This window comes from Paenibacillus ottowii (assembly GCF_006874425.1).
Taxonomy (GTDB): domain Bacteria; phylum Bacillota; class Bacilli; order Paenibacillales; family Paenibacillaceae; genus Paenibacillus; species Paenibacillus ottowii.
Genome location: NZ_VIJZ01000003.1, coordinates 120,865 through 145,722 on the forward strand (window position 1 = coordinate 120,865; position 24,858 = coordinate 145,722).

Below are 24,858 nucleotides of genomic sequence, written 5' to 3' on the forward strand. Positions count from 1 at the left end.
ACTAACAAAAAAAGGAATCCCATAATTGGGATTCCTTTTTGACACTAGTGAAAAATTAACGAAGCAATTGTAGAACACCTTGAGGCTGTTGATTGGCTTGAGCCAACATAGCTTGAGCAGCTTGTGCAAGAATGTTGTTCTTCGTTTGGTTCATCATTTCTTTCGCCATATCTACGTCGCGAATACGGGATTCAGCTGCAGACAGGTTCTCAGAAGAAGTGTTCAGGTTGTTGATTGTGTGTTCCAGACGGTTTTGGTTCGCACCCAATTTCGCACGCTCACCAGAAACTGTTTCGATTGCAGCGTTGATTGTGGAGATAGCTGCGTCAGCCGCACTTTGAGTAGAGATATCGATACCACTTGTAGCAGATTGGGCAACACCCAGAGTACTAGCATCCATAGAACCAATGGACAAGCTAATGTTTTGACTTGCGTTAGCACCGATGTGGAATACTACACCAGAAGCAGAACCATCCAACAATTTCTTAGTGTTGAATTCAGTGGTGCTGGAGATTCTTGTGATCTCTTTGGAGAGTTCATCAACTTCTTTTTGAAGAGCGCCGCGGTCTACAGTAGTGTTAGTATCGTTAGCAGATTGAACAGACAATTCGCGCATACGTTGAAGGATACTGTGAGTTTCGTTCAATGCACCCTCAGCTGTTTGGATCAAGGAGATACCATCTTGAGCGTTCTTGGAAGCCATATCCAAACCGCGGATTTGGCCGCGCATTTTTTCGGAAATTGCCAAACCAGCAGCATCGTCACCAGCACGGTTGATACGCAGACCGGATGACAGTTTCTCGATAGCTTTGTTAGTGTTGCCTGTGTTGACAGACAGTTGACGGTGAGTGTTCATTGCAGCGATATTGTGATTGATAATCATTTTAAATTTCCTCCCTGAAGGTAAATGTCCCACATCCATGTGGTTTATTGTTGTTACAGCTATCCGTTGAAGTCGGCCGCCCCTCCGCAATAGCTTGTACTATATATATCGACATTCTCGTCGAACTTTTAATAGCATTTTAGGATTTTTTTTTATTTTCCGTTGTTTTTATTTATCATCTTGCGCAAAGCATCCAAATTTGGCTGCGTATGGGCAGCAGATTCACGGTTGGACTCTTGAATGGATAAATAGATTTCTTTGCGAAAGATGTCCATCTGTTTGGGTGCTGAAATCCCTATACGGACGATATCCCCCTCTACTCCGAGTACCATGACCTCAATGTGATCCTGAATGATAATAGACTCGCCTTTTTTACGCGAAAGCACCAGCATGATTATTCACCTTCCTTTGAACGGATGGTTTCGTCTTCCTTAATAGGTTGCAGTGAATGCTTGGTCAGATACGAAGACTGGTACAAAACAACCTGCTTGGCTTGCCTATTATCGGGATTGAATACCAAAGGTGCCAATAAATTGATCGTTGAGTTCTCTACCTGCTCATGTAATGTTAGTATGCTGCGAACAACTAAATTAGATTCAATCCCCAGTTCTTCCGCTTCACTATCAGGGAGTTCGAACTCGTATTCAGGATAAAATATAAAAGGGTCAACTAGGACAAAAGATAGTTCTTTCTGCTGAAGGGACTGGAGATAGTAAAAGGGTGCCTCATCTTGATCGAGCAACACAAATTCAGTCGTCTCCTCAAATCCTGGAATTCCTTTTTCAAAACGATATATTTCTTTGTCATTAACTTCAATGTCACCCCAAATAGATGTGGATATAATCACTATTATTCCTCCAATATTCAATTAGATCTTTACGTTTTATTAAAAAAAGGCTATAGACGGCTTGAACAACCTCTATAACCTTAACTTATTTTACATCATGACATCAATTTCAGGCGGAATATAGGCCACAGATGGATACTGCTGCATATAAATCTCCAGTTTCCCCCGAGTATACTCAATCTCTGGACGATTAACGGTCACATGCATTTCCGATACAGCAGGTGTATATGTAATATCAGGTGCACGTGTTTCAACATGAATATCGACATTATCCATAGATGCCGGACCCCTAAATTCAGGAAGCACATGCGTTTCTGTATCCTCTCCATAAACATTGGCTACAGTATTACCAGGAATGTGAATCGCCGCCATTCGGTTGCCTTGCTCCACTTTATGCGCAATAGCTTGTAAAAATATCTGTGGTAACCCTGAATAAATTCGATTATTCATCTCAAGGTAATTGCCACCATTATAGGCAGAGAAGGCCGCACTTTGATCTATGGTCAGCTGTGGCTGATACTGGTGAATTTCCAGTTGAGCACGTCGTGTTTTTAATTCCATATCAGCCGAAGGCTGTTGAATCGAATACTGCCCAGGGTCTGCGTCAATATGCAGGATAGCCGGAGTTTGCCGGATCTGAAGCATCGGAACAATGGGCATCTCTCCCCCCCTCCTTAGATTACCTTAAGAAATCAACTAATGATGCGGATATGATCTTCGCTCCTGCTGACAAAGAAGCATTGTAAATATTCTCTTGGATCTTGGAATTCATTAAAAGCTCAGCGTAATCTGCATCTTCCGTTTTAGATTGCAAATCCGTTAAGTTTACCTCGAGATCACTCAAACGGCTCTGCATTAGCTCAACACGATTAGATTTAGCACCCATTTCCGACCGAACTTTTAGCATTTTTTCCACACGTGAATCAATATTAGCTAGTTGATCCCCACTTGTTTTAATATCACCACTTGCCAGAGCTGATGAGAGCTGATTAAAAATAGTAAACAAATTGTCGGCATCCGCACTTGTTCCTACAACTTCATTGCCAGTAACATTAATGGGTAAAGCTACATTTTCCCCTACTATAAAATTAACATTCCCAGTGTCCGTCACAATAGACGCTGCTCCAGAGATATCATGCGTATTATCTGCATTTAGAGGAAGGTCGTAAGGCTTCTTGTCATAGGTCTGACCATTGAATATATATTTTCCGTTCAACTGGCTGTTCACAACATCAATCATTTGTTCCTTAAGCTGACCGATTTCTTTGTTAATGCTGTCCAACGCTGATTGTGGATTAGTCCCCGTAGAGGCCTGTACTGTAAGTTCACGTACTCTTTGCATAATTTGGCCAGCCTGATCCATTACCGTATCATTAAAATCAAGCCATGACACTGCGCTGTCCACATTCCGCTGGTATTGTTCATTTGAAGACAGTTCAGATCTGTACCTTAAGGAATACGTAATGCCTACAGGATCATCAGAGGGTTTGTTCAACTTACGTCCAGTCGACATCTGGTTCTGCGTATTATTCATACGTTCAGAATTTCGATTTAAATTAAGCAAAAGCTGTGAGCTTAGCATATTGTTAGTAACTCGCATAGTTATATCCCTCCGTAATTAAATATCCAGTGTATATACATCAGATATTTAATCCCCATTCTTATCTTCCCACTACACCCGTGGAGTTAATTAATTTATCTAATAATTGATCGAATGTGGTCATAAACCGAGCAGCGGCACTATAGGCATGCTGAAACTTGATCATATTGGACATTTCTTCATCCAGTGAGACACCGCTCACAGATTGGCGCATAGTTTCTACTTGAGAAACGAGAGCTGTCGAGTTTTGTGTCTGTCTTGTAGCCTCTTGAGCCTCTATCCCCAACTGACCAACCATAGAACTGAAGAAGCTATCAATAGTAGCTGTATTCCCCGTAGAAACTGAAGTGAAATTGCTTAATTTCAAATTGGACATCAAGGATGCCAATGTATTATTACCCTTTACCAATTCCTCAGTAGGAGCAGTGCCAGTTACCCGAAGGGATGCTGCAATAGCGTTAGGATTATCTACTATAGCAGTGTTTAACGTGATATTGCCTGCTGTTATTGTCCCACCATTATTTGAAGTTACAAAAAAAGGTTTACCTGCAACCATATTACCGTTAGCATCTTTATTTTCTTGGGTATATCCCAGTTGATGCAAACCATTAAGACCTTTAACTGTAACTGTTAAATCCGATTGAAGTGTTCGGCTGGCCCCTGTGTAAGTCACTCCATTCAGGACAGTGCCTTCTGGCAGAACTGAGCCTTTAGGTAGCGTTACAGTAATATTACCTGTCGCCAAGGTGTTGGCGAGATTATCCATTTGGGCTGAGTAATCTGCTACAAATTGATCTCTGGAGTAGATCATTCCATGCACTTCGCCACCTTGTAAATCATTAGAGGCAAAAGCTGCTTGTAAAAAGGCGCCGTTAATTCCAGTAGTCGGTTCAAATCCAGTTACTAATGCTTGACCACCCATATTAACGTTGTAGCCTTGATCAGTATCAGTCACCGTTACATTAACGATTTTCGAGATTTTATCGACAATCAAATCACGTTGGTCACGTAGATCGTTAGCGTTATCGCCCAAACCTTCAATTTTAGTAATCGATTGGTTCAGATCAGCTATGGAGTTTACATAACTTTGTAGCTCACTAGACTTAGCCTCCACATTAGAAGTTAAATCCGCAGATAAATTATTCAACTGTTTACTCATATGATTCATTGCATCAGTCAAAGCAAGTGCATTTTCTTTAACAATAGTTCGTGCAGTCACACTTTCTGGGTCTTTACTTAAGTCAGACCAAGATTTATAAAAGTTATCTAGAACTTTCCGAATCCCTGTATCGGATGGCTCATTCATAATCTGTTGTAGCTTATCAAGTGTATTACTTCGAATTGTCCAACTACCCAGTTCAGTATTTTCTCCGCGATACTGGCTATCCAAGAACTTCTCACGAATACGCTCAATAGCGTCAAATTCAACACCTGTTCCCAATTGACCAGGTACATTAGAACGGTTAATACCGTAAGCCTCCATGGGGATGGAAGCCTTCATTTTGACCGTCTGCCGTGTGTAGCCTTCCGTGTTAGCGTTAGCTATGTTGTGTCCTGTTGTATTTAAAGCTGCCGTTTGTGTAAAAAGACTTCTTTTAGCTGTTTCTATGGAATGAAATGTGGATGGCACTCTGTTTTCCTCCTCGGCTCAAGCCTTAGTATCGAACAATCCAGGTCGTGCGTGTTGATTACTCTTCTGATCAGGATGCATATAAGTTATCTCCTGATTAGGACGTCCTACAAGTAGATCTAAAGAGTAATCAATAAACACCAACGATTGCTCGATGAGCTTTTGATTAATTTCATTAATTTCCTTTAATTCTGAAAGAGTGTGGGATAAACGGCTCTGGACACTGAGGAGTTTGTTCTTATCTTCCGGATCAAAGACAAGGCGCGCCAGCTCGGTTATAGTCAAATTAAGCTGAGACTTAATACCACGTTCACGAAGAAGCTCATACGAGACCTCCATACGAGCTTCTTCCAACTGTTCTACTTGTTTAAGGAGTCTGGATTCCTGGTTCAAATGCTGTACCAGGCTATCCATATCATTTTCCATGACTATTTTTTTTTTACTTTTCGCTAGTTCTAATAAAATAAGATGTTTTTGATCTAGCTGTTCCAGCACATCAATCAAACGCTCTAAAGGCATATCCCTCACCTAGCTTTCGGAAGACTGCTTAAAGAAAGGCAACAGCTTCTCTGCAATTTTATCGGCATCCACACGATAGGTTCCAGAAGCTACTTGCTGCTTAAGCTCCTGAATTTTCTTAACGCGGTCTGCATCGCTGCTGCGGTTCAGCATTTCCATTGCTTCTGGAGAAATGGAAACCTCGTCCTTGCGACGGGATTTTTTTTGTTCCTCTTGACGACCTGTTTCAATATTTCGTTGATATGGATTGATAGCTCCGATGCGGTTGGTCTCGTTAATTTTCATAACTTCCACCTTCCTTAGTTATTTGATATGTTCAGAATGTATCAGACGACATAGCGTCGAACATGGTTCGTATTATGCCTTACTTCTTTATTTTGTGCATAATTGCTAAAATAAAAAAACCGATAAGCTCTATAAAGATTATCGGCGGTATTTGAAACTTTTTGAATAGCTAAATGCGTATTTAATTCCCCTGTACTAGTTTCCACGAAGTTTATCCATCGCACTGTAGGTACCTGAGCCCATATTATTACTTTGATCCTGATTGCTACTTTCGCGTACGGCCTGATTCAGGTCTTTAGTCAGGCGTGTTCGACAAGAATCGCACATATGCCCATCACGAATTGGTATCCCACATACCTCGCAAGGATACGTCATATTGGGCGCATTAGCAATGGAAATACGTCCCTCACGTATAAATGTCGTGATTTGTTTGACAGATACACCCGTAGCTTCCGAAAGCTCATGCATATGAATACCTTTATTCTCACGTATATGTTTGACACATCGTTCGTATTCAATCTCAATTTCTTTAATGCAGTTCTGGCAGATTCCTCTAACATTCTTAATAAATAGCTTTCCACAACGAGGACAGTTATCCAAATTCATCCTCTGTAGCGCCCCTTTCCAACTTCTGGTCTCTTTAATTACTTTTATCCTTACATTACCTTATAGCGAAGAGCCTCGTCTATCAAATATTTCAAAAAAGTTTTTTAGATTTAACACAATTGCACATTTTGCTCGTTATCATAGTAAAAGTATAAGGAGAGAAGGTTCAACAGGCAGAAGAATTCCCCATCTCTATGTGCATTAATACAACAACATAACGCAGGGAAAATGAGCCCTTATAATCCAGCCTATGATATGGAATATTTATCGTCAAACTGTACTCCGTAATTTAGATAAAAAAATAAAACAAGCGCCATTCCAGTTATTTTCGGGAATAGCGCTTCATTATCATTAAACAGCTATATATGAATATGGTTAAAATGTAGAAATAAGATGAGGGGAAAACCGGGCGAAACAATCCTCAGAAGAATTCATGTTCACCTGTGCCCCGAATGCCATCAAGCATATGCTGTAAATCCGGGGGATCGGCGTCCATACGAATGCTCCGCACATGGAGTGTGGGTATTCATAAATCTCATACACCTAACATCAATTCAACCTATAACCTATCTGAATTAAGCTAGATGTACCATCGGAAATTTGCAGCCCAAAAAAACAAGCGATTTTACAAATAATTATTCAAAAAAGCATTGTTTTAATAGAGGCCTTCCCGTATACTATAGTCAAACGCTTGGTTTAATAAATATATTTTATAAAACAGTTTATAATGTTAATTATTTAGTTGTATTTGTTTGTGGTACTTGCAGTTCTTGACCAACTTTAACTAAGTTGTTGATTTTTACCAGTTCTTCAACAGTTACGCCGTATTTTTCAGCAATAGAAGCCAATGTGTCGCCTTCTTGAACATTTACAGTGATTGTTTTTACAGTTGTTGCTGGTGTTTCAGTTGTAGTTGCTGATGGTTTTGTAGTTGTTGTTTGGTTGTTGTTCTCTGTTGTCGATTGAGCAGGTGCTGTAGTTGCTGCGTTCTCAGTAGTTTCAGTTTTAAAGAACTTAGCTTCAAATGCTTTTTGTGCTGCTTCTTGTTGTTCTCTCATGATTTGGTCTTCCAATTGTTGTTTTTCATAATCCGAACCGGATTTCGCCATTACTTGACCTGTTGCAAGTGGACTCAACAAAGACACTGCACCTAAGCTAACAGCCAGCATGCTAGAAACTGCTACTTTTTTCATTACGTTTTTCATGATTTTATTCTCTCCTCTTTTTAACTTTAAATTTTAATTAACTGCTTTACTACTGAGCGAGACACTCCCAATGTCCGCTCTTTTGTCGTTAGCTAATCACTTATTACCAATCATGTTAGCTATCAACAGAAAGAAATTGTACTCCTCTTTTCCAAAAAAATCAACCTCTAAATTGAAATATTCTGATTTCATCCCTCACTTCCTAACTTTTTGTTCGTCTCTATATTTTTATTATATACCTCTCTCTAGCTTGTTGTCAAATTTTGCTGATTGTACGGATTAAAAAGCTTCTGCTCTATCATTTAAGCCTTCTTTCAAAAGAATTATAACCTTTTTTTCATAGTTTCAAGCACAAAATCATGGAATATAATAGAAATTTGGACTCATGATCTCGCTAAGGATAGGCAAAAAATAGCCAAATGTACTCCTTGTTCTAATGCCTTTTCTCTTAAAACGCGTGCACATGCCTGCAATGTACTCCCTGTCGTATAAATATCATCCACAAGCAAAATTGTAACGGAATACATATTCTCCACAGCATGTTGAGGTTCGGCTTTTAAAATAAAGCGTTTCATCAAATTCGCCATATTAGGGTGAACAGAAAAAGCATTATTCATTGTATTCATGCGTTCTTTTTTTGATTTAAAGCTTTGTTTGCCTGTATCTTGCGGACGAACAAGCAATGAAAGGAAGGGAAGCTTATTTTGCTTTGCAATTTCTTCTGCCAAAATCTGAGCCTGATTGAAGCCTCGCTCTGTCAGCCTCTTTTTACTTACCGGGACACAGGTCACAATATCTACATCCCACAAAGATCGCTTGAAATGAGTACATTTAGGATCTGCAAATTCATGCCTCATCGCTTGATAGGCTCGGTTCATGACTTCGCCCAGAAGGGGACCAAATTTTTCATTGCCACGATATTTGAACTGTCCAATCCATTCTCTCATCATCGGCGTATAACTGGTTGCACTCCGATTACATACATAGTAACGAGCTAATCGGCCGGGCCTGACGCAATCTGGACAAAACGTCGGACGTCCACAGTGAACACAGCGAATGTTGTAAACCCAGGGAATTTGATTCGAGCAACGAGTGCAAAGCCCAGTAAATTCGGAAAAATTGCCTGCAAGAGTGCCACAAGCAACACATGTCTGTGACTGACGATGGAATAACCAATTCAAAAATAGACGGATTCTTGGAGTCATCCCCATACCAAAAAGCACCTTTCCTGGTAGTTTACGTACCGACATTGTTTCAGGTTTCACATTTCCAAAAAAACTTTTTTTATTTAATGCATTTAGTGCTTTATCAATTCAGATATCCTTTTTTCCGAGCCAGTACATTCATATGCTTAATCTGCTTGATTGCTCTCTTTTGGCCGCTAGTCCATTGGGGAGATATAAAAATAACACTTCCGTATGGATCATCCTTAGATCTTCCAGCGCGACCAGCCATTTGGACAAGGGATGCTTCGTCAAAGAGACTGCTGTCCGCATCTAGTACGTACACATCACTCCGTGGAACAGTCACTCCCCGCTCCAGAATAGTGGTTGTCACCAGCACACGTATTTCAGTTGCTCGAAATAATTGTACCTTGGCGGTTCGTTCGTCATCCTGCGATGAGGTGCCCGCAATAGGTATATCAGGCAATTGTCTAATCAGCAGTTCCACAAGACCTTGGATATGTGAGATTCGTGTCACAAATAGAAAGATCTGTGCTCCACGTTGAATGGATACGCATAGACGTTGAATAAATGAAACAGGAAGCTGACCTTTTTGCAGCCAATGATGCACTGGAGCAGTATCCAAACGAATTGGGACAGGTAGGGGATGACGATGAAAACGAACGGGAACCTTGGCATGTGGCAGTTGACCACGTGCAGCCTCTTTCTGCAAAGGACGAGGCGGCGTAGCAGACAAATAAATAAACTTTCCTTCCCGTTTACATACTGCTTGGGCAGCAAAGGCAAGCATCGGATCATTATGAAAAGGAAACGCATCAATCTCATCAATTACAACCAAATCAAAGGACTGGCGATAACGCAACAACTGATGTGTCGTTGCCAATGTCAACTGTCCTCTTTGCCACCGTTCTGCACTCCCTCCATAAAGCGTCACCATGCTAACCTGGGGAAAGGCAACAGCCAAGCGAGGTGCCAATTCCAACACCACATCGCGGCGCGGTGTTGCTACAAGCGCTGTCCCTCCGCGCTCTAACACATGTTGTAAAAGCGGGAACATCATTTCTGTCTTGCCGGCGCCCGTCACGGCCCAGAGCAGAAAACGTTCAGCCGCAGAATCAGATACTTGTCGGCCAGCGATCCCCCAAGCAGGCTCGTCAGATTTAGGCGAGGACTGCTCGTTGTCGGGAAGAGTGCTGCCATACGTAGTGGCAGCGACTGCATCCTGGCGTCCAAGCATGCTGCGCCAGAATAATTGGCGCGCCCATTGCCACTGACCTTCCGGACGAGAGGATTTTCGCCCCTCGCCGGGTGGTGCAGCCAAAAAACGCAGCGCTACTTCGGCGGCGGCACGTTGCGCAGGGCTCAGTCCCCAGCGGTCGAGATTCGCCGGCGGGGCAACCTGTGCCGCTCGCGGCATGGCGGGTTTCGCTGTACCGCGCAGCAGCAGCGAGCACTCACGGCTGCGCCCAAGCGCGAGACATGTCTCGCAGTAGGCGCACGCCTTACGGCCGCACGATGCGCAGCTTGTGCGATGCACCTTTCCGCTGCCACAACGGTTGCAGCGGAGTTCATGCCTACGCGCAGCAGACCAACGCACGCGTGGTGTTGGAGCAAGGCCAGCAGCAAAGCTGAGTCGGCCTTGTAGATATGCAAGTTGCGCAGCTGAACGCCAGTTATGTTCCAAATCTGGCGCTGCCTCTGCTAGTAGCGCTTCAGCTTCAGGAACGAGCAACTGGCGTCCTGCCAACAAATGAGTCAGCTCATTCGCTTGTCGCGTTAAACTTTCCAAATCCAACCCATCTACTCCTGTGATGAGGTTCATGTTCTGAATTGAACGTACAGCTCCTATTGTCTCCCATCCCTTATTCCCATGCGTAGTGCGAGAAACCCAGCCTTGTCGACAATCCCAAATACTTATATTTTCTACTCCTCCAGATAAGATCATCCCTTCTCCATTAGAAGACTCTAGAACCAATTCATTCTTTAGCTGTGCAAGCAAATATTCCCACCATTGCTGATTCCCCCATCGCACCATATTTGCTAATTCCTTAAATTTTTCACACAGGCTTACTGCCCAGGACAAGGGAAGCTCGTCTCCTAATAACACCCACCTTTCGACAGTATTCTCCTGTTCCTTATCTCGAGCCAACCACCATGTCATATCTACTCGAATATCCACAGATAATCGGAGATTCCAATCTCCCTTATACTTGACTGCATATACTGCAATTTTCATTTTCGATCTCTCTCCCATCCATCTTTTTTTCGGTTTCTTGTCATCCCGGAAAACAGCAAAAAAGCACACTTCCATGGCTACTAGCCTGAAGTGTGCTTCACATCAAACAGATTTCAACGAAATCCCTGTTGTCTTGCATATGCAACTGTCTATAAACATTTATATCTGATTTTAACCACAATGTCCACAGTTCCTTGTCACTAAGGAACAAGTGGGGCACCCGCCAACGGGTTTGCTGTTCTAAGATCAATAACAACCTGTCTTTCACCGCCTGACTTCGGCAATACCGGGTTCCCCGGTGAAAAACGACGTGAGATGACTGAAACATCCATATGACTATAGCGCACCAGTCGGGTCAGAATCGGTAGCGTATCGTCTATAGATTCATCATCCAGTACCGTTACATGCAACGGCCTCCGGTGTAGCCAGGCAAGTATGCTCAATGAACGCATCACCCATTCCACACGATCTCCGTCATTGGATGTGATCACAATATAGCGAGTCGCACGACGATCCGGCGATGCCGCATGTGCATCTTCGCCATTGTGATAAGCCTGAACCGCCTGTCGTATATACATAAGATGCACGACTGCGGCTCCCACACCGTATATAAGCAATATCCAAACCAAGTGAGCCGTCACGAGGGTTCCACCTCCTCCTATAGCGACAATATATGCCGTATAACAGGAAGAGGTGTCACGGTTATGTACTGGACTTCCGTACGAGCGGATATCTCGCTCCAAAAGAGGGGCGTACAGCATTCATACCTAGGCAACTGAGTGGTCTAATGTATGAAATAACTACACTTTACAGCGTAACCCATCCATATTTGATGGAGTTAATAACGGCTTGGGTACGATCATCAACCTCCATTTTTTGCAGAATACTGCTGACATGGTTTTTGACCGTTTTCTCGCTTATGAATAAATATTCACCAATCATCTTATTGCTCTTGCCTTCAGCCATCAGACGCAGCACTTCTGCTTCACGGCGGGTCAGCGGGTTATTTTCACCTGCGACAAACTTCACGCCTGCTTCCTTAGTATGGCCTTCCGCCATAGCACCTGTTTCATTCAGGTAAGTCATCCGGCGAAGCTGCTGAATAAGCTTGCCCGTTACTTTTGGATGGATAAATGCATATCCTTCATGTACGGAACGAATGGCATTGATGAGAGATTCGGCCTCCATATCTTTTAACAGATAGCCATTGGCTCCCTTGCGCAATGTCTCGAATACATAGCTTTCATCATCATGAATGGATAAAATGATCACTTTGACATCCGGGAACATCTCACGTAGTTTTTCAGTTGCCTCAACACCATTTTCAATTGGCATATTAATGTCCATCAGAACAATATCCGGCTTCTCTACGTTGCAGAATTCCAGCACTTGAATACCATCGCCACATTCTCCGATGACCTCAATGTCGTCCTCCATATTCAAAATACGTTTAAGTCCTTCGCGGAACAACTGATGGTCGTCCGCTAACAGAACTTTGATGGGTGCATTACTCATTTCCTGATTTTCCATGTTGTTACTCCTTTCCCTTTTCCACGTTGGTTGGGATATGAATCACTATCTTGGTGCCTTGATTCTCAGCTGATTCGATCTCCATTCTCCCCTCGAGCAGTTCAACCCTTTCCCGCATACCAATCAGACCAAAATGCCCGTGGTCTTTACTTTTTTGCTGAAAAAGCTCTGGCTTAAAGCCCAGACCATTATCCTGCACAACAATTTTTACAAGCTGCGCCTGGTAGGTAATCTCAACAAGCACATAGGTAGGGTAAGCATGCTTGGCAGCATTAGTCAAAGCTTCCTGGATCAGACGGTAAATGGCTGCTTCCATCGCGGAAGAGAGACGGTGTTCCTTGCCCCTTGTTTCAAAAAGCGCTCTAATTTTCGTTTTTTCTTCAAAATCCTGCACATATTTCCGGAGCGTCGGAATAAGTCCCAGGTCATCCAGGGCCATGGGACGCAAGTTGAAAATGACCTTTCGCATTTCTTCAAGACTGGAGCGAACCTGTTTCTTCAAGTCTACTATTTCGTCCTGAACCATCTTAAATTCCTGCTTAGCGATCATTCTTTCCACAATTTCCGTCCTAAGCACTAGATGCGCAAGGAGTTGCGCAGGTCCATCGTGAATTTCACGGGATATGCGCTTACGCTCCTCTTCCTGAGCCAAAATAATTTTCAGACCAATAAACTGCCGATTTTTGGCCGATTCAATGATCCGCGTCACTTGTCCCAATTCACCCGATAAATATTCCAGCACGACCCCCATCTGCGAGCCGATGGTTTCGGCCCGCTCGACAGAAGCCTCGACACTTTTAGCCCGCTTTTGAAGATCATCTCTTCTGGCTTTGAGATACATTTCCTTCTCGCGAAAAATCATCACATCGAGCTGAAGCTGTGTCGCCTTCTCATAAGCCTGCTTGATATCCTCTTCCGAGTAACGGACGAAATCACGACTGACCTCAGTCAACCGAATTCGGGACCGCCGATAGTTCATCTCCAGCTGGTCCACCTTTTCGATCGTTTCCGCCGTTTCCTTCAATACGCTCTGGAGCTCTTGATTTAACGTAACCAACTCGGTCCGGGCCGTGTCCAATATTTCGAACATCTGATATTTGCTGTTCTCCATCACCTGGATGGCATTTTTAATGACTCGGTCTATGATATCGGCTTGAAAGTCCACAAATGTTCTACTCCAATCCTAGCATTTCAAGTATATATCATACCATATCATGACTGGAGGGTGATGGTCTTCGTTTCTTGTTCCCATTTTACAGTCATCCCTAACTGCTCAGACACAAGTCTTAACGGGACTAAAGTCCTACCTCCTAGTACAATAGGTGCAACATCAGTACTCTGACGCTTTCCGTTCAGAATTACTTCTTTCTTTCCTACAGTCAAATCCATCAGCACGCCACCACGCATAATGGTAATCCGCTGATCGCCCGCATTCCATTTGGCTTGCCCACCAAATGCGTCCAGTACATACTTGATCGGAACATACGTCGAACCATCGCGAGTCATCGGAGCTGCGTCAATCGTTGCTGGTGTTCCATTGACTGTCATTGATTTTTGGCCGATCGTCATCTGAGCTGTTCCCTTTTTGAGTCCTTCTGTACCGACCGTTCCCGGTGTATTAAAAGAAATATTATCAAAAGCAACCTTACCTGTCTTAGCACGCTCATCCTGACCCTCAGCTACATTGACCACATAGAGACGTTTTAGCTTCGCTGGATATGAAATATTCAAACCACTCATATCTGCGTTAATCGTTTTCCAGCCGTTCCAGTCGATCACTTTAGCGAGATCAATATATGCGGTTTTGCCCTGGGCATCCTCTAACTCCGCACGCAACCAGTTCAAGCTCTTATCTCCTTTGACATCGAGCGAGATGGATGTAGCTGCCTGTTCCAGTGTCTTCCCGGATGTGCCATTTAATTGAGCGTAAGCATACATTTTACCACTGCCGTTCGTCATGTCGTAGCTTAGCTCCAGCACTTTGGAATTAGCATGGTCTCCATCTCCTTGTACAACAGCCGCTGTGCCGGTAACACCTTCCACATTTGAAGTGAAATCAACCGGATACGATACATTTTCGAAGTTTTCCCAGCTATTTGTACTTGCCCCGCCAGCAGACAGGATAACAACCGCACTGAAACCATCATAGCGACCAATGGCATAGCCTGTTTTCACACCCGCATCCACTGTATTTACCGTAAGCTGATTGTCCTTTACACTTCCCTTAAAGCCGATGAATTCCCATTTGAGTGCATCTGACGTAATGCTGACACTCTGTCCATCTTTCGTTTTAGCTGTTATTGGTACTGGGATTTTAGCCCCTGCAGTAAGCGAGCCTGTCCCACTTCCTGCAGTAAGCGATGAAATTTCATCCGCTCCAAGCACGGTGACCTTGGTTGTCGCACTGGCTGAGCCACTGGATGCTGTTAAAGTAGCAGTTCCCGGTTTGGCCCCCTTCACAACACCGCCGCTCACAGACACAACAGCCGGATTGCTGGACTTCCACGTCACTTGCACTTTCGAGGTATCAAATGGATTGTAGTAGTTGTCGTAGCCTTTAAAGGAGTAGCTTCCGGTTTGACCAATCAGCAGCGTTTTATTGCCCTTGATGGTAAAGCCTTTGAGCGTTCCTTTAGGAGCAGTGGTATATACGCCCACTCCATTGACGATGCTGCGTTGCTCTGTACCATATTCTGTATTGAAGGTAAGTCCCGCTGTCGTATCTCCCAAATCGCGAGTTACCATGGTGGTAGAGCCGCCCCCATCGAGGTTCATTCCCTTCCAAACGCCAATATCTTTCATCAGTGTTTGCAGCTCGCTCAGGGATACACCAACACTGTTCTCATTCTTCTCAACGGCAATGACGTATGCATATCGTTTGTCCCGGGAATATCCCAAAGCCGTACGCGCACGCGTCCCGCCTATACTTGTCGTACTTCGGGAAAACGAAGTCTTCTGTCCGTCATTTACTAATATGGTATGTCCACCGATCATCATCTGAAGGTTGGCAGGATCTACTTCACTCCCTGTCGATTTGACACGAAGGTGATAGCTCGTTTCTACGGTCTGTCCCACAGTTAGATGCCCTTTGGCATAATCAGCTGCTTTACCATGCGTACGTAAAATGTAGCCATCCTGCGGAACAGTCATATTCAATGTAGCATTCTCGGAGACTTGCGTAACTACGCCATTTTGTACCAATATTTCGGTAGGCGTTGTCGAACTGTTTTTAGGCCGCTCAATTGCTTTCCAAGCAGATGTATAAATATACATAGCGTTGGAGTGGCTATAGCTGCTCCCACTCGTCTCAGGCGAGTACGAAGCCTTGTTCATCCCTGCCAAAGAGAAGGAAGACCCATCTCCAGCTTTTACTGTACCTTCAAAAGTAAACTGTTCAACCATCGGCGAGCCATCCTTTGTTACAGCAAAGGCATACATCCCTGTTAAATCAGAGGGTGTAGACATCAACACGCCCTTAGATACCTGTCCACCAATCGGTGCTCCCTCGCTAGAGGTATTAAAATAATCCCCGTTCACGCCAGCAACCGCACCGGTCTCTTTTGCCATACCGCCTGTGCTCTGACGGGTCGTAAACTGTCCGTTCTTCCCTGTCATGACATCCAGTTTTACGTACGGATTTTGCAAGTCTACTCGAATGATATCAGCCAGCGCTGTTCCTTTAGACCCTTTAAAACGATATTTCAATAATGTTGCGCCCGAAGTAATGATTTCCTCACCCAATTTTACCGTTGAACCGGAGGCAGCACTCGCGATTGGGGCAGATATCCAATTATTTAACGGAATTAGAACCCCAGTTCCAGCAACCGGACCGACCCATAATACTCCTGCTAGCGTTAAAACAGCCCATCTTTTAGCCATTCCTTTGCCATCTACTTTCACTTTGCTCTGTTTTCTATTACTTAAAAACATTTGGACAATAGCTCCCATCTTCTTTGTATTCAAACGGATTAATCCGAACGTGACTCTACCAATAAACAAAAAAATCCTCTTATGTTAATAGACTTATTATAAAGGCAAAAGTTCCGAAATACCGCCAACTAATTCATAAAATCCAAAACAGTGAATTGACGAATGCAATATGGGCGCACTATAATACACATGAACTTATGAGTTCATTTTAAACCAAATGGTTCAAACTTGATTATATGACCCTATCGGAAGGATTGATATTCATGAAAAAACAACGGACCATCATCGTGCTCACTTTATCATTGAGCCTCGCCATTGCCGGATGTTCAACCGAAAAAAAAGATGCCGCTTTAGGTTCATCGGCACAGCCAACCGTTGTGCGCACCACAATTGTTAAAAATTCACCGCTCCATACTGCCTATGACTTGTCGGGTACCCTTCAGGCTTATGAGGAACGCACACTAGCCTTCCAAAATGGAGGTACCGTCGCTAGCGCCGAGATTACAACCGGCACTCTTGTCCAAAAAGGTACAATCATTGCCTGTCTAGATGATGCTGACTATAAGCTACAGGTTGCACAGGCAACAGCCTCGATCCAAGAGGCTCTAGCCGGTATAGATAACGCACAGGCTAACCTACAGGCAGCTAACTCTGCAATTCAATCTGCCGATGCTGGTATTGCGAATGCTCATGCAAATGTCAGCAAGGTCAACAAGGGTGCGCGCGCTCAGGAAAAACAGCAAGCGAAAGTCACTGTCGACAAGGCACAAAGCGCCTATAACAAGGCCAAGGCGGATAGCGAACGGACACAAAAGCTGTTTGAGGCCGGGGCAGCTACCGCATCGGATAACGAGAACGCCCGCTTGAATGCTACCACTGCTCTTCAAAATCTGGAGCAAGCGAAAGCTTCCTTATCTCTTTTGCTGGAAGGGGCCACAGCCGAAGAGCATCAATCTGTCCAAGCTTCCTTTCAGGATGCGATTGCAGGTAAAACTAAAGCTCTTGCAGCCAGCGAACAGGCTGAGGCTTCCCAAAAACAAGCACGTGCCAACTACGAAAAAGCCCTTGTCGCCAAGGACCAGGCAGAGCTGGCACTGTCCCGCACCCGTTTAACTTCTCCCGTGAACGGCGTAATCTTAGACAAAATCGTAAATACAGGCGATTTGGTCGCGTCAGGCCAAGCGGTTTATCGCATAGGCTCCATTGACCGTCTCAAAGTGCTGCTTCCCGTACCGGACAGTGAAATTAAGGATTGGAAAAAGGGACAACAGCTACAGGTAGCGCTCTACGAAGAAACTCGTCAAGGTACGGTGTCCAACATCTATCCTTCAACCAGCACAGATACAGGGAGGGTTAACGTAGAGATTGTCATTGCCAATCCAAAGCGAGACTGGTTACCCGGCCAGGTCATTAAAGCTGCGCATCAGGTGACAGACAAGAATGGAATTCTTGTTCCTGCAGAAGCGGTCATCAATACGGGAAGCAAGCCCTTTATTTTCAAAGATGTTCAAGGAAAAGCGGTTAGAACCCCTGTGGAGCTTGGCAATCAGGTTGTAGAAAACCAATTGCAAATTGTATCTGGGCTTCGTGAAGGAGAACGTATTGTCGTTAAAGGGGCAGAAAATCTGTTTGATGGAAATGCGATTCAGTCGGAAGAAGGCGGACGCCCATGATTGAGTACATCGTAAAAAAACGAAAAATTACATTACTGTTTTTTGTCATGCTGATTACAGTCGGGGTTTTCGGTTTTTTCCAGTTACCACAGCAGGAAATGCCCGACGTGACTATACAGAACGCTACGGTCACAACCGTCTATCCCGGTGCTTCGCCACAAAAAGTAGAACAAACCGTAACAAAGGAGCTGGAGAAACGCATCAAGGAGGTTGAAGGGGTTAAAACGATTAATTCGACCTCTGGGAACGGATTCTCATCTATTTTAATCGAATCCAAAAATGGAATTGATCCTCAAACGGTTTGGGATAATATGCGTAAAAAAGTGCAAGATGCACAAGCTGATCTTCCTCAAGGCGCTGAAGTGCCTGTTGTAAATGACAAGCTGACCAGCTCATTTATCGGCTCTTATGCCCTGACTGCCCACTCATCTGCACCCCTGTATAAACTAAATGATTTGACCAACACCTGGAAAGATCAACTTAATACAATTTCCGGCGTATCCAGTGTCAAATTCAATGCTCTTCCCGATCAGGAAGTACGTGTTCATATTGACAACCAAAAGCTTCAGCAATATCAATTATCGTGGGGTCAAGTGGCTCAAGCAATCCAGTCTCAGATGGATCGGGTTCCTACTGGTAATATTGAATACAACGGACGAACCTATCAACTCGTTGTTCGTGAGACCGAAAAAGCTGATGAATTAAATCAGGTCATTTTGACACGTACCAAAGAAGGTAACCCTGTTTATTTAAGAGATATCGGTGCAACTGAGCTGGCACATTCTGAAGCAGAATATTTCGCTTACGTAGAGGGTAAGCCGGCCATTACACTAAGTATTGGAGCGGAAACAGGCACAGACATCCCCTCTATGAGCGAAAAGGTCAATAGCAAGCTCAAAGAGCTGGAGAAAACACTCCCTGCGGGTGTTCGCTTACAGACTCTTTTTGCACAAAAGGATCAGGTAAGCCATATTTTTGACGACTTAAAGCGTGAAACGATTCTGGCCATTGCGGCTGTTATTCTTGTTTGTATGTTGGGCCTGAATTTACTCACCTCAGCTTTTGTCGCGCTGGCAATCCCTATTTCGGTTTCGATTGCCATTATCTTTTTGCCTATGTTCGGCATTACTCTAAACCAAATCTCCGTTGTCGGTCTGATCATTGTACTCGGCATACTCGTCGATGACGCTGTAGTGGTAAACGATAATATTGAGCGCAGACTTACGGAATTAGGGGAACCGCCCTCTGTTGCAGCTATAAAAGGTACCAAAGAGGTCATGCTGTCTATTTTGGTTGCAACATTGGCCACGATCTCTGCCTTTGCTCCATTGTTGTTCCTTCCCGGAAATGTAGGTGCCTTTATTAAACCCATTCCCGCTATTGTTTCTCTGGCCATGTTAGCTTCTATGATCATGTCTCTCACGATCATCCCTATTTTTCGAAAATGGTATGAGAAACGCAGACAGACTCGTCACCCTCAGGGGAAGTCTAAACCAGTAGGCTTGCTCGGTCAGCAGATTCATTCTTTAAACAAGCTTTATTCACAACAACTGATGCCTAAAGTCATTCAGCGTCCCTTGCTGACGGCTATGGTTGGACTTATGCTTGGAACAGCCGCTTATGGATTAGTTCCTTTTACATCGGTTGAGCTTTTCCCTGAATCGGAAGATCCTCATGTTGCTTTAAATGTAAAAATGCCTGTAGGCACTTCGATTGCGGAAACCGACCAGGTCGTTAAGGATCTTGCAGGCTGGATTAAGAAACAACCTGAAACTTCCAAGATCGTTTACAGCGCTGGAGGGACTGCTCCCCAACTGTTTAGTGATATTAATAGTGCGGGTGGAAATATTACTTATAACGAAACCGTAGGTCAGATTGCTGTTGTCGGAAAAGAGAACGTATTCGATCTCAATTCGACAGTTGATGCTTGGGAACAACATGTTAAAAAATCCTACCCTGGCGTTACGGTTACCATGTATGTGCCCCGTCTCGGGATTCCGGTAGGTAAGCCTGTTTCTATTCGTATCTCCGGTCAGGATCTGAATGAACTGCAAACCCTTGCCCAAAAAGCAAAAGAGCAGATCGCAACAGTAGAGGGCACAACAGGCATCGTAGATGACGTAGGAATTGAACGATATGCTCTTGAGCTTGAGGTCAACAAGCAAGCAATGGATCAGTATCTCGTAAGCTACACCGATTTGACTCGTACTCTTCTTCTATTAAAGGAAGGAGCTCAAGTTAGCCAATTTGATACGGGAAGCAGTCTAGTAGATATTAAGATGTATTTGAATCACAGTAACGAGGAGCCAAGTAAGCTTTTCCAACAATTAAGTGTAGTGAATGCAGCTGGAAAGCAAATTCCATTAAACCAGCTTGTACAGATTAAACCGTCATTTGCTATTCAGCAAATCAAGCATTACAATATGGAGCGGACGATTACAGTCGAGGCCGACTTGAACGGACGAACAGCAAGTGAAGCCATGGTAGATGTGGAAAGCAAACTGGCACAGATGAAGTTCCCTGAAGGCTATAATTGGGAGGTAGGCGGGGAAACATCTGATCAGTCCACCATATTTGGGGATTTAGGGAAGCTGGCAATCGTGGTAGTCCTACTCATTTTACTCTTGATCACAATGCAGTTTTATTCACTCTCCATTCCTATTATTATTATGACGACCGTTTATCTAGCAGCAGCTGGCGGGATTATTGGCATTTTTCTGACTGGTATGCCCATTGGTTTTATGAGCATCATGGGAATTATCGCACTCGCGGGTATTGTGGTCCGGAATGGGATTGTCTTAATTGAATTTATCGAGGATGCAAGACATGAAGGAATGGATTTAAAGGAAGCTGTTATACAAGCAGCCACGGCTCGCTTCAGACCGATTTTATTGACGTCTCTGGCTGCCATTGTAGGTATGATTCCGTTAGCACTATTGGGAAGTCTGCTCTTTAAGCCATTGGCGTTCACTGTCATTTTCGGTTTGTTATTTTCGACCTTGTTAACTTTGTTTGTGGTGCCATCTTTGTATATGATCGTGGCTAAGTACAAGATGCACCGGCAACTCAAAAAACAGCAGCGCACAGTTATTACTCATGACCAACCTTTGTAACGTATGAAGTAGTGATTTCGCATGCTGTCGAGTGGGTTCCTGGAGGGAGTATGTATGGAAAGTAAAAAAAATGATATTTTACAGGCGGCCATTCGGCTGTTCTCCAGAAAAGGCTATTATTCGACGTCTGTTGAGGAGATCGCCAAAGAAAGTGGGATGGCAAAGGCATCCTTCTATAAATACTTTCAAGGGAAAGAAGAATTGCCTTTGGAAATGTGTATCATTCTGGAAAATAATATTGAACAAGACATCCGGGCACTCTACAGTAAACCTGACCTGTCTAAACATGATAAACTGCACGATTTTATTGTTCTCTACCTGAAAAATCTTGTTGAAAACAAAGTGTATCTCATGATGGATCTTCCTGAACCGTCCATGCTTATTTTTCAGAATGAACAGCTCAACGGCGCGTTCGAGCAGCATGAATACAAATTGTACAAATGGGTACGTGACTGCCTAATTGATATTTTTGGAACAGCTATCGAAGATCATGCATGGGATATAACCTTTGTGCTTAAAAGTATTGTGTTTGAGTATATTCGCTTTTTTGCCGATCGGATGAATGATGAAACAATTGAACGTCTAACACAGTTTATCATCTTCTTATCCAGCTCCCTGGCAGCCAGCCTGAACGGTTCCGATCCTGCTCCCCATTTGTTCTGGAGCAAGCAAGGCTGGTTACCCGAAAGTATACTAAGTAGTCCCTTTGACCAAGGTCGCCAGATAAACAGCCTTCTTCATTCTCTAGAAGACAGTATACTGCTGTCTTCGTGGAACTCAGAGGAGAAGCAGGAATGTCAGCAAATCTACGTCCTATTAAAGGAAGAAGCACTGAAAGCGAACCCTCAAAAAGGCCTCTTAAAAGCTCTTTTTGCGTATTTGGAGCAACATAAGGAAGTTCAAAAGGTATGTCGTTTGCTCAAAAATTTATTGGGTCTTGCACCAGTATCCGAATAGTCGAGCGGCATTAAGTACATCGTGGTAAGTTCAAGTGGAGCATATCAAAAAAAGACTGTTCATGCTATGCATGAGACAGTCTTTTTTTGATTAATACGTTATTCTGATGACATACGAGGATAGGATTATAAGCCCGCTTGCTCTCTCAGAATTTCAGCTTTATCTACACTCTCCCATGGTACATCCAGATCAGTCCGTCCAAAGTGACCGTAAGCAGCGGTTTGCTTATAAATTGGGCGGCGTAGATCCAACATACGAATGATGCCTGCTGGACGTAGATCAAAGTTATTTCGGATCAGCTCAACGAGTTTTTCATCACTTACTTTCCCTGTGCCATATGTATCGACGTTAATCGAAACAGGTGTAGCTACACCGATGGCATAAGCAAGCTGAATTTCCACCTTGTCTGCCAATCCAGCTGCCACAAGGTTTTTCGCTACATAACGAGCAGCGTAAGCAGCAGAACGATCCACTTTAGTTGGATCTTTACCCGAGAATGCACCCCCGCCATGACGAGCATAACCACCGTACGTGTCCACAATGATTTTGCGACCTGTCAGACCTGCATCCCCTTGAGGACCACCAATTACAAACCGTCCTGTCGGATTAATGTAGTATTTGGTTTGATCATCCAGCAATTCAGCAGGAACAACTGGCAAAATGACCTTTTCTTTGATATCTGCCTGAATTTGCTCCAAAGTAGTATCTTCTGCATGCTGCGTGGAAACCACAATGGCATCAATACGGACAGGTTTTCCATTCTCATACTCTACCGTTACCTGAGTTTTGCCATCTGGGCGAAGGTAATTCAGTGTTCCATCCTTACGCACTTCAGACAAACGTCGTGCGATACGGTGAGACATAGCGATAGGCAGAGGCATCAGCTCAGGTGTTTCATTCGTAGCAAAACCGAACATTAAACCTTGATCCCCAGCACCGATGTTTTCTGTTTCCTTATCTACTTCAGCAGGATCACGGCTTTCCAGGGCAGCGTTAACCCCTTGAGCAATGTCTGGCGACTGTTCATTCAAAGAAGTCAGTACAGCGCAAGTATTATAGTCAAAACCATATTTTGCACGTGTATACCCAATTTCCTTAATCGTATTACGAACAATGGATGGAATATCCACATATTCCGACTTGGAGCTGATTTCACCAATGACGAGAACAAGACCGGTAGCAACCGAAACTTCGCACGCTACCCGAGCATTAGGGTCATTAGCCAAAAAGGCGTCCAATACAGCATCGGATATCTGATCACAAATTTTATCCGGATGGCCTTCTGTTACAGACTCGGACGTGAACAAATGACGACCTTTTACAGACATGAATTTCAACCTCCCATAATTAAAATACATGAGGATTAAAAAAAATCCTAACATGGTATGGCATTATTCAGTTACCTTCAACGCAACAAATGACAGAAGATATCTTTTACACCTGATTAACAAAAAATGAACCTTTTCCGGTAGGAAAAGGTTGCGTACAAGCCTCAAATGCCATGATATCCTATTTAAAACAAGGTGTCAATTCATGTCATCCAAATAACAACATTCGATAATAAAGGGAGTTTACATGCAAACCATCTTCGATTCACATGTAAATAAATCCATTTTATACCTATTATTCATTTTTGAAATTGTATCAATAATTACAGTTTATAATGTGCCAAATTCAGATAAGCTTCGTTCAGCGGATTGAACCAATCGTTTAGTAATTTCTCCGCCAACAGAGCCATTTTGTCTTGAAGTTAAATCGCGCCATGCAACATTTTGACCTCCTGTAAACTCTCCCAATTCTGCTGCAAATTCACTGTCAGCATTCGGATGTATATGTGCATATTGAGGATTATAAACAGGCAACCCAAACTCGGCAGCAATTTCATACTTCAAATCATCCAACCTAGCACGGCTTTCAGGAATTAATCGTCTTTGACCTCTTGACGCCATCGTATAAACCCTCCACTCCATGAAATGATTTTTCATGAGGTTAGTGTGCAATGTTTAAAGTCAACTTAGCCAAGAACAATTTGTTATCGCAAACAGTATTTAAGAAAAAGAGTACCTTAAAAAGAGATAGACACCAGTTATTGAACAGTATAGCCGCCTCGTACCATAACGACCAGGCCAAACTTCTGCCCTTCTTTTACTTGAATACCTCTTCCTTCTCTAGGAAACGATAATAAATGATTTTTTTCGACAGCCTGGTTATGAACAATTTCCGTTCCAGAAGTAATATCAATAGCACCGCTGGCATCCATGCTGTACACAACAGCATTTCCATTACGTAAAATAAATTCTGCTCCTGCTTTGGCGATCAGTTTCTGACCAGGCTTAACATCAACAACTTTTAAAGCCTCTGTCTGCTCCACCGTTGAGCTTTTAGCTGCATTCGAGGTTCCTGAAGACGTAGAAGTAGTAGTGTTTGTTGCTGGAGCAGTCGAAATGCTGCTTGACGATACCCCACCTTTGACGGCTTGAGCAATTTTTTGGTCAACATAGCTTTTGGTTACGACTGGATCGTCAGCTGTTCCAGGTTGTCCAGAACTGGAAGCTCCATTAACTGAATTGTTCATCAAAGAGCCAGCCACAATTCCTCCTCCAATTAAAACGGCAGCTAACGATACTTTATAGCGTGATTTCATAAAATCCTCCTACTGC

The 24,858-nt window shown here is 43.6% G+C and carries 22 protein-coding genes; 3 read left to right on the forward strand and 19 right to left on the reverse strand.

The genetic code is table 11. The annotated features are described in order from the left end of the window. Positions 1 to 55: 55 nt before the first annotated feature. The 16 genes from hag to FKV70_RS07590 all read right to left on the reverse strand — a co-directional run bounded on the left by hag (position 56) and on the right by FKV70_RS07590 (position 16,455). Complete coding sequence (gene hag, locus FKV70_RS07510) at positions 56 to 883, reverse strand: flagellin Hag (protein ID WP_063212278.1); 828 nt, start codon at positions 881 to 883, stop codon at positions 56 to 58. Between the two features lie 152 nt (positions 884 to 1,035). Beyond that, positions 1,036 to 1,275 (reverse strand): carbon storage regulator CsrA, encoded by a 240-nt coding sequence (csrA, locus tag FKV70_RS07515; RefSeq protein WP_063212276.1) that lies wholly within the window; start codon positions 1,273 to 1,275, stop codon positions 1,036 to 1,038. A gap of 2 nt (positions 1,276 to 1,277) precedes the next feature. Next, a complete protein-coding gene (gene fliW / locus FKV70_RS07520) occupies positions 1,278 to 1,730 on the reverse strand; it encodes a flagellar assembly protein FliW (protein WP_142612399.1) in 453 nt (150 codons plus the stop codon). Between the two features lie 90 nt (positions 1,731 to 1,820). Then, positions 1,821 to 2,390, reverse strand: a complete 570-nt coding sequence (locus tag FKV70_RS07525) for a DUF6470 family protein (RefSeq protein ID WP_142612401.1) — start codon at positions 2,388 to 2,390, stop codon at positions 1,821 to 1,823. 19 nt (positions 2,391 to 2,409) lie between these two features. Then, the gene (gene flgL, locus FKV70_RS07530) at positions 2,410 to 3,330 is read right to left on the reverse strand and encodes a flagellar hook-associated protein FlgL (RefSeq protein ID WP_090737978.1); all 921 of its coding nucleotides are present in this window, start codon (positions 3,328 to 3,330) and stop codon (positions 2,410 to 2,412) included. Positions 3,331 to 3,391: 61 nt separating this feature from the next. Next, a complete protein-coding gene (gene flgK, locus FKV70_RS07535; RefSeq protein WP_142612403.1) occupies positions 3,392 to 4,960 on the reverse strand; it encodes a flagellar hook-associated protein FlgK in 1,569 nt (522 codons plus the stop codon). Between the two features lie 18 nt (positions 4,961 to 4,978). Next, positions 4,979 to 5,479 carry a flagellar protein FlgN gene (locus FKV70_RS07540; RefSeq protein ID WP_142612405.1) on the reverse strand — a complete coding sequence of 167 codons (501 nt, stop codon included), beginning with the start codon at positions 5,477 to 5,479 and terminating at the stop codon, positions 4,979 to 4,981. Between the two features lie 9 nt (positions 5,480 to 5,488). Further along, positions 5,489 to 5,764 (reverse strand): flagellar biosynthesis anti-sigma factor FlgM, encoded by a 276-nt coding sequence (gene flgM / locus FKV70_RS07545; RefSeq protein ID WP_013373392.1) that lies wholly within the window; start codon positions 5,762 to 5,764, stop codon positions 5,489 to 5,491. Positions 5,765 to 5,959: 195 nt separating this feature from the next. Next, positions 5,960 to 6,370 carry a TIGR03826 family flagellar region protein gene (locus FKV70_RS07550; protein ID WP_142612407.1) on the reverse strand — a complete coding sequence of 137 codons (411 nt, stop codon included), beginning with the start codon at positions 6,368 to 6,370 and terminating at the stop codon, positions 5,960 to 5,962. Between the two features lie 734 nt (positions 6,371 to 7,104). Next, entirely contained in the window at positions 7,105 to 7,575 is a 471-nt protein-coding gene (locus tag FKV70_RS07560; protein WP_142612409.1) for a LysM peptidoglycan-binding domain-containing protein, read from the reverse strand. Between the two features lie 383 nt (positions 7,576 to 7,958). Continuing rightward, positions 7,959 to 8,825: a ComF family protein gene (locus FKV70_RS07565; protein ID WP_244310684.1), complete on the reverse strand. Its 867-nt coding sequence runs from the start codon at positions 8,823 to 8,825 to the stop codon at positions 7,959 to 7,961. 58 nt (positions 8,826 to 8,883) lie between these two features. Further along, positions 8,884 to 10,995: an ATP-dependent helicase ComFA gene (locus FKV70_RS07570; protein WP_142612411.1), complete on the reverse strand. Its 2,112-nt coding sequence runs from the start codon at positions 10,993 to 10,995 to the stop codon at positions 8,884 to 8,886. Positions 10,996 to 11,195: 200 nt separating this feature from the next. Next, positions 11,196 to 11,636, reverse strand: coding sequence for a hypothetical protein (locus tag FKV70_RS07575; RefSeq protein WP_142612413.1), 441 nt, complete (start codon positions 11,634 to 11,636; stop codon positions 11,196 to 11,198). A 166-nt stretch (positions 11,637 to 11,802) separates the two neighbouring features. Next, on the reverse strand, positions 11,803 to 12,525 hold the full coding sequence (locus FKV70_RS07580; protein ID WP_013373401.1) for a response regulator: 723 nt from the start codon (positions 12,523 to 12,525) through the stop codon (positions 11,803 to 11,805). 4 nt (positions 12,526 to 12,529) lie between these two features. Continuing rightward, entirely contained in the window at positions 12,530 to 13,690 is a 1,161-nt protein-coding gene (locus tag FKV70_RS07585) for a sensor histidine kinase (RefSeq protein WP_013373402.1), read from the reverse strand. 47 nt (positions 13,691 to 13,737) lie between these two features. After that, positions 13,738 to 16,455 carry a stalk domain-containing protein gene (locus FKV70_RS07590; protein WP_142612415.1) on the reverse strand — a complete coding sequence of 906 codons (2,718 nt, stop codon included), beginning with the start codon at positions 16,453 to 16,455 and terminating at the stop codon, positions 13,738 to 13,740. Positions 16,456 to 16,718: 263 nt separating this feature from the next. Here FKV70_RS07590 and FKV70_RS07595 point away from each other — a divergent pair, with 263 nt between their 5' ends. Genes FKV70_RS07595 through FKV70_RS07605 form a run of 3 tightly spaced genes read left to right on the forward strand, consistent with a single transcriptional unit; the run spans position 16,719 to position 22,198 of the window. Continuing rightward, positions 16,719 to 18,128, forward strand: coding sequence for an efflux RND transporter periplasmic adaptor subunit (locus tag FKV70_RS07595; protein ID WP_142612417.1), 1,410 nt, complete (start codon positions 16,719 to 16,721; stop codon positions 18,126 to 18,128). After that, positions 18,125 to 21,241: an efflux RND transporter permease subunit gene (locus FKV70_RS07600; protein WP_142612419.1), complete on the forward strand. Its 3,117-nt coding sequence runs from the start codon at positions 18,125 to 18,127 to the stop codon at positions 21,239 to 21,241. Before FKV70_RS07595 ends, FKV70_RS07600 begins: the two co-directional genes overlap by 4 nt. Positions 21,242 to 21,295: 54 nt before the next feature. Beyond that, positions 21,296 to 22,198: a TetR/AcrR family transcriptional regulator gene (locus FKV70_RS07605; protein WP_063212251.1), complete on the forward strand. Its 903-nt coding sequence runs from the start codon at positions 21,296 to 21,298 to the stop codon at positions 22,196 to 22,198. Between the two features lie 125 nt (positions 22,199 to 22,323). Here the strand turns inward: FKV70_RS07605 and metK are convergent, their stop codons facing one another. From metK to FKV70_RS07620, 3 genes are all read right to left on the reverse strand, one after another. Next, the gene (gene metK / locus FKV70_RS07610) at positions 22,324 to 23,526 is read right to left on the reverse strand and encodes a methionine adenosyltransferase (protein WP_063212249.1); all 1,203 of its coding nucleotides are present in this window, start codon (positions 23,524 to 23,526) and stop codon (positions 22,324 to 22,326) included. 330 nt (positions 23,527 to 23,856) lie between these two features. Continuing rightward, positions 23,857 to 24,147 (reverse strand): alpha/beta-type small acid-soluble spore protein, encoded by a 291-nt coding sequence (locus tag FKV70_RS07615; RefSeq protein ID WP_063212248.1) that lies wholly within the window; start codon positions 24,145 to 24,147, stop codon positions 23,857 to 23,859. 137 nt (positions 24,148 to 24,284) lie between these two features. Next, positions 24,285 to 24,842: a hypothetical protein gene (locus tag FKV70_RS07620; RefSeq protein WP_142612421.1), complete on the reverse strand. Its 558-nt coding sequence runs from the start codon at positions 24,840 to 24,842 to the stop codon at positions 24,285 to 24,287. Between the last annotated feature and the right edge of the window lie 16 nt (positions 24,843 to 24,858).